Annotated in this window: 4 protein-coding genes and 1 pseudogene; all 5 read left to right on the forward strand. The window is 71.5% G+C overall.

What is annotated here, in order from left to right:
- On the forward strand, positions 1-349 hold a 349-nt coding region (locus AWW66_RS34715; protein ID WP_067374266.1), incomplete at its 5' end, for an RRQRL motif-containing zinc-binding protein.
- Positions 313-1521 (forward strand): bifunctional DNA primase/polymerase, encoded by a 1209-nt coding sequence (locus AWW66_RS31420; RefSeq protein ID WP_083979272.1) that lies wholly within the window; start codon positions 313-315, stop codon positions 1519-1521. The genes AWW66_RS34715 and AWW66_RS31420, both read left to right, overlap by 37 nt.
- Positions 1518-2630 (forward strand): annotated as a pseudogene (locus AWW66_RS36180) (AAA family ATPase). Before AWW66_RS31420 ends, AWW66_RS36180 begins: the two are co-directional and overlap by 4 nt.
- 332 nt (positions 2631-2962) lie before the next feature.
- Positions 2963-3133 (forward strand): excisionase family DNA-binding protein, encoded by a 171-nt coding sequence (locus AWW66_RS33225; protein ID WP_245648575.1) that lies wholly within the window; start codon positions 2963-2965, stop codon positions 3131-3133.
- Positions 3134-3135: 2 nt separating this feature from the next.
- Positions 3136-4323, forward strand: a complete 1188-nt coding sequence (locus tag AWW66_RS31430; RefSeq protein WP_067374269.1) for a tyrosine-type recombinase/integrase — start codon at positions 3136-3138, stop codon at positions 4321-4323.
- Positions 4324-4456 lie beyond the last annotated feature (133 nt).

The following is a 4456-nucleotide window of genomic DNA, read 5'->3' on the forward strand; positions in this document are numbered from 1 at the left end:
CTGGGATCCCGACGCCGAGCGGTACGACATCCCGACGTTCTGGTGGCAGGGTGCGCCGGACGGTTACGCCACCCGTCGGCAGCTCCGAGCGCGCGGCCTGCGGCCGGGCGGTCAGCCGATCGCCGCGCAGATCCTCTGGCGGGGCGTCGGCGGCACCCGGACCGCGTACCTCTACCGGCTCGACCTCGCCCGGCCCAAGCGCACCGCCAGCCCGGCACAGCGGCGCGCGATCTCGGCCGCGCTGCGCGCCCGCCGCATCTGCCCGACCTGCGGTGAGCTGCGCGACTACTACATCCCGCGCTCGCTCGGCGAATGCCTCGACTGCCACGACGGGCGGCCGGGTCGATGACCGGCGGGCACTGGATCGGCGCGAGTAAGGCCCTCGGCCGCCTCGTGCCGACCGACCTGCCCTACCCGCACATCTGCGACCGCGCCGTCGCGGCCGAAGACACCGTGTCCGGTCAGCCGTTGCAGGTCGCCCGGTGGGAGAAGGCCCGCTACTGCGCCGCCTGCGCCGACGAGAACTACCAGCGCGAACGCCCATCCACACCCGACATCAGTAGAACGAACCCCATGCCCGCCAAGGAATCCCTACGCGACGTGGCTCTCGCCGCCGCCGCGCGTGGCTGGCACGTCCTTCCCCCTGCGGCCGAACGACAAGCGGCCCGCCTTCCCCGACCACCCTGCCGACGCCTGCCCGGCCGGGACCCGCGCTGCCGCAACGGACACACCGGCTGGGAAGCCCGCGCCACCGTAGACCCCGACCGGATCCGGCGCGGCTGGGCCGAGACCCCGTACGGCGTCGGCATCGCCTGCGGCCCGTCCGGGCTGGTCGTCGTCGACCTGGACGTCCGCAAGCCCGACCAGGTCCCGCCGCCCGGTTGCCCGTACCCGGCCGCGTCGGGCGGGGTCGACGTGCTCGCCGCGCTGTGCGAGGCCGCTGGTCAGCCGGTGCCCGACGACACCTACGCCGTGACCACGGGCCGGGGCGGTGCGCACCTGTACTTCCGGCACCCCACCAGCGGCCCGGCCCTGCGCAACACGGCCGGAGAGCGCGGCAACGGTCTCGGCTGGCTGGTCGACACCCGTGCCCACGGTGGCTACGTCGTCGCGGCCGGAAGCACCGTCGCGGGCCGCCCCTACGCGGTCGCCCGTGACCTGCCGGTCGCCGACCTTCCCGGCTGGCTCGCCAAACGCCTCGCACCCGCACCGCTGCCGCCTCAACGCCCGGTCGCTGTCGACCTGCCGTCCGGACGGTCCGGTGCCTACCTGGACGCCGCGATCAACGGGCAGCTCGACCAGCTTCGGCGCGCCGCCGAGGGCGAGCGTAACCACATGCTCTACGTCTCCGCGGTTGCCCTCGGCCAGCTCGCCGCCGGGGGAGCGCTGCCCGCCGACCAGGCTGCCGCGTTGCTGGAACAGGCCGCGCTGTCGATCGGCCTCACCCGGTTCGAGACGCTGCGTACGATCCGCTCCGGCCTCGCCGCCGGTGCCCGTCGCCCCCGGACGGTGGCCGCGTGAGCGCCGTACCGGCCGACCGGCCTGATCGCCCGCACCTGCACGTTGCCGGACCGGACGACGCTGCCGAGGTTCTGTCGCCCGAGGCGAAGCGGCCCGCCCGGATCCGCACGTCGTGGACTGCCGCCGACATCATGGCGATGGAGTTCGCCCCGCCCAAGTGGGCCGTGCCCGGTGTGCTGTCCGAGGGCGTGAACCTGCTCTGCGGCCCGCCCAAGGTCGGCAAGTCGTGGATGTCGCTCGGCCTCGGCCTGGACGTCGCCCTTGGCGGTAAGGCGTTCGGCGCGATCCCGGTCGAGCCCGGCCCGGTGCTGTACCTCGCCCTGGAAGACACCGCCCGCCGCCTGCAAAACCGGCTCGGCAAGGTCCTCGGTCAGCGCAAGGCCCCGGCCGGACTCACCCTCGCCCACCGAGTGCCCGCCGCTGCCGCAGGGTGGCGAACCAGGCCATCGCCGCGTGGCTCGACCGCAACCCAAATGCCCGCATGGTCATCATCGACGTGTTCGCCAAGCTGCGTGGCCACTCCGCCCCCGGCGCGTCCGCCTACGATGCCGACTACGCCGCTGTCGGCCGGGCGAAGAAGGTCGCAGACGACTACGGCGTCGCGTTCGTCCTGGTCCACCACGTGCGTAAGGCCGGATCCGACGACTTCCTCACCGAGGTCTCGGGAACCAACGGACTCGCCGGGGCCGCTGACGCCACCCTCGTACTCAAGCGGGCACGTAACCAGGGTGACGGCGTGCTGCACGTGACCGGCCGCGACGTCGATGAGAACGAGTACGCCCTCACGTTCGACCCCGCCGCCGGTGCCTGGCAGATGCTCGACGGGCCGGCCGAGGATCACCAGGTCGGCGAGACCCGCGCGACGATCCTCCGGTTCCTGCGAGCCTCACCCGGCAGTACCCCCAAGGTCATCGCCGACGGGGTCGGACTCGCCTACGACAACGTCAAGCGCACCTGTCAGCGGATGCTCGCCGACGGGCAGCTCGCCGCCGACACCGGCGGCCGGTATCGCGTCCCCGGTGTCCCTCCTGTCCCCGGTGTCCCCCGACCCGCTCTGAGCTGCGGAAACGAGGGGGACAGCACGGGGACAGGCCGGACTCTGGCAGTGATCGCGCCGAACATGCTGAAACGGGGAGCTAACCGGGTGTTTCAGCACAGAGGTACACCAAGACACCAAAGCAGCCGTGATCTTGGCTCAGCGAGGCTCTCAGCGGGCCGCTGCACGGCTCTCTGCCGACGTGGCCCGCCACGCCACGCCGAACCGCTCGCACCGCCGGAGAGGCCGTTACCGGCGCTCTCAACGCCTTTCGCACCGCCCCGATACATCCCCGCACCGCCCGGAAGGGACACGCCCGATGGCCAAGCGGACCACCCGCCACACGCCAGTACTGGAACTGCCCGCGAGTTGCTGACCATCGAAGAATCCGCAGCCCGCATCGGCATGAGCGTGCGCTACGTCCGCCGTGCCGTTGCCGAGCGGCAGATCGCATTTCACCGGCTCGGCCGGTCGATTCGGATCGACCCCGCCGACCTGGCCGCGTTCGTCCGTGCCGGACGAGTCGAGCCGATGACCGCAGAGACCGTTTGGCGCGGATTGAGGAGTGTCGCCTGATCATGGCAAACCGAGAGGGACACCGCCGATTCGGCAACATCCGTAAGCGCGAGTCCGGCCGCTACCAGGCTCGCTACCCCGGCCCGGACGGGCGGATGCGCTCCGCTCCGCAGACGTTCGCCCGCAAGGCCGAGGCCGAGAAGTACCTGTCGCTGGTCGAGGCCCAGATGATGCGGGGCGAGTGGATCGACCCTGAGCGCGGGAAGATCCGGCTACGCGACTACGCCGAGCGGTGGATCGCCGAGCGGCCGAACCTGCGGCCCCGGACCGTGCACCTGTACCGCTGGACGCTCGGCAGGCACATCACGCCGCATCTCGGCGACATGCCGCTCAACCGGATCGACACGCCCATGGTCCGCGAGTGGCGGGCACTGCTGCTGGCCGAGGGCGTGTCGGTGACCATGGCTGCCAAGGCGTACCGACTGCTACGCGCGGTCCTGATGACCGCCGTCAAGGAGGACGAACTGATCAGGGTCAACCCGTGCCGCGTGGTCGGTGCCGACCAGGAGAAGCCGGCGGAGCGACCGGTTCTCACCGTCCCGCAGATCTTCGCGTTGGCCGAGCGGATGCCGGCACGCTTCCGGGCGCTGATCCTGGTCACGACGTTCGGATGCCTACGGTGGGGCGAGGCGGTCGCCCTGCAACGCTGCGACGTCGACCTGTCGGCCGGCACGGTGAGGGTGCGACAGGCGTTCGTCGAGCACCGGGGAACCGGTCTGATCCTCGGCCCGCCAAAGTCGCGGGCGGGTGCGCGGACCGTCGCCCTGCCCAAGGCGGCACTGCCTGTGCTGAAACAGCACATGGGCAGCTACGTCGGCGAGGCACCCGAGGCGTTCGTGTTCACCGGCGAGAGCGGCCGGAACCTCTGGCGCGGCAACTTCAACAAGCTGGTCAAGTGGCCCGAGGCGGTCGCTGCCGTGGGTGTTCCTGGACTGCACTTCCACGACCTGCGGCACACCGGCAACACCCTCGCGTCGCGGGCACCAGGGGCGAGCCTGCGCGACATCATGGCACGGATGGGGCACGACAGCCCGCGTGCCGCGCTGATCTACCAGCACGCCAACCGGGAGGCCGACCAGGGCATCGCCGACGCGATCGACAAGGCGGTCAAGGCGGCCCGGCGCAAGCCGAGCAAGCGCAAGGTCAAGCGGGTTGCCGAGGGCGACGGACCGGCCGCCGAGGCGAGCTAATGGCCCACCAATGGCCCATCCCTGTTTCAGCATGACCTAGAACCACGGAAGCCCTGGCGAGACGTCTGTCCTGACCAGGGCTTCCGTGCGTGGAGCGGGTGACGGGAATCGAACCCGCACTGTCAGCTTGGGA

This window comes from Micromonospora rosaria (genome assembly GCF_001567585.1).
Lineage (GTDB): Bacteria > Actinomycetota > Actinomycetes > Mycobacteriales > Micromonosporaceae > Micromonospora > Micromonospora rosaria.

Bases quoted from the DNA above. Each gene is read 5' to 3' on its own strand.
- AWW66_RS31420 (WP_083979272.1), top strand. From the start codon at position 313: ATGCCTCGACTGCCACGACGGGCGGCCGGGTCGATGACCGGCGGGCAC.
- AWW66_RS33225 (WP_245648575.1), top strand. From the start codon at position 2,963: ATGAGCGTGCGCTACGTCCGCCGTGCCGTTGCCGAGCGGCAGATCGCA.
- AWW66_RS31430 (WP_067374269.1), top strand. From the start codon at position 3,136: ATGGCAAACCGAGAGGGACACCGCCGATTCGGCAACATCCGTAAGCGC.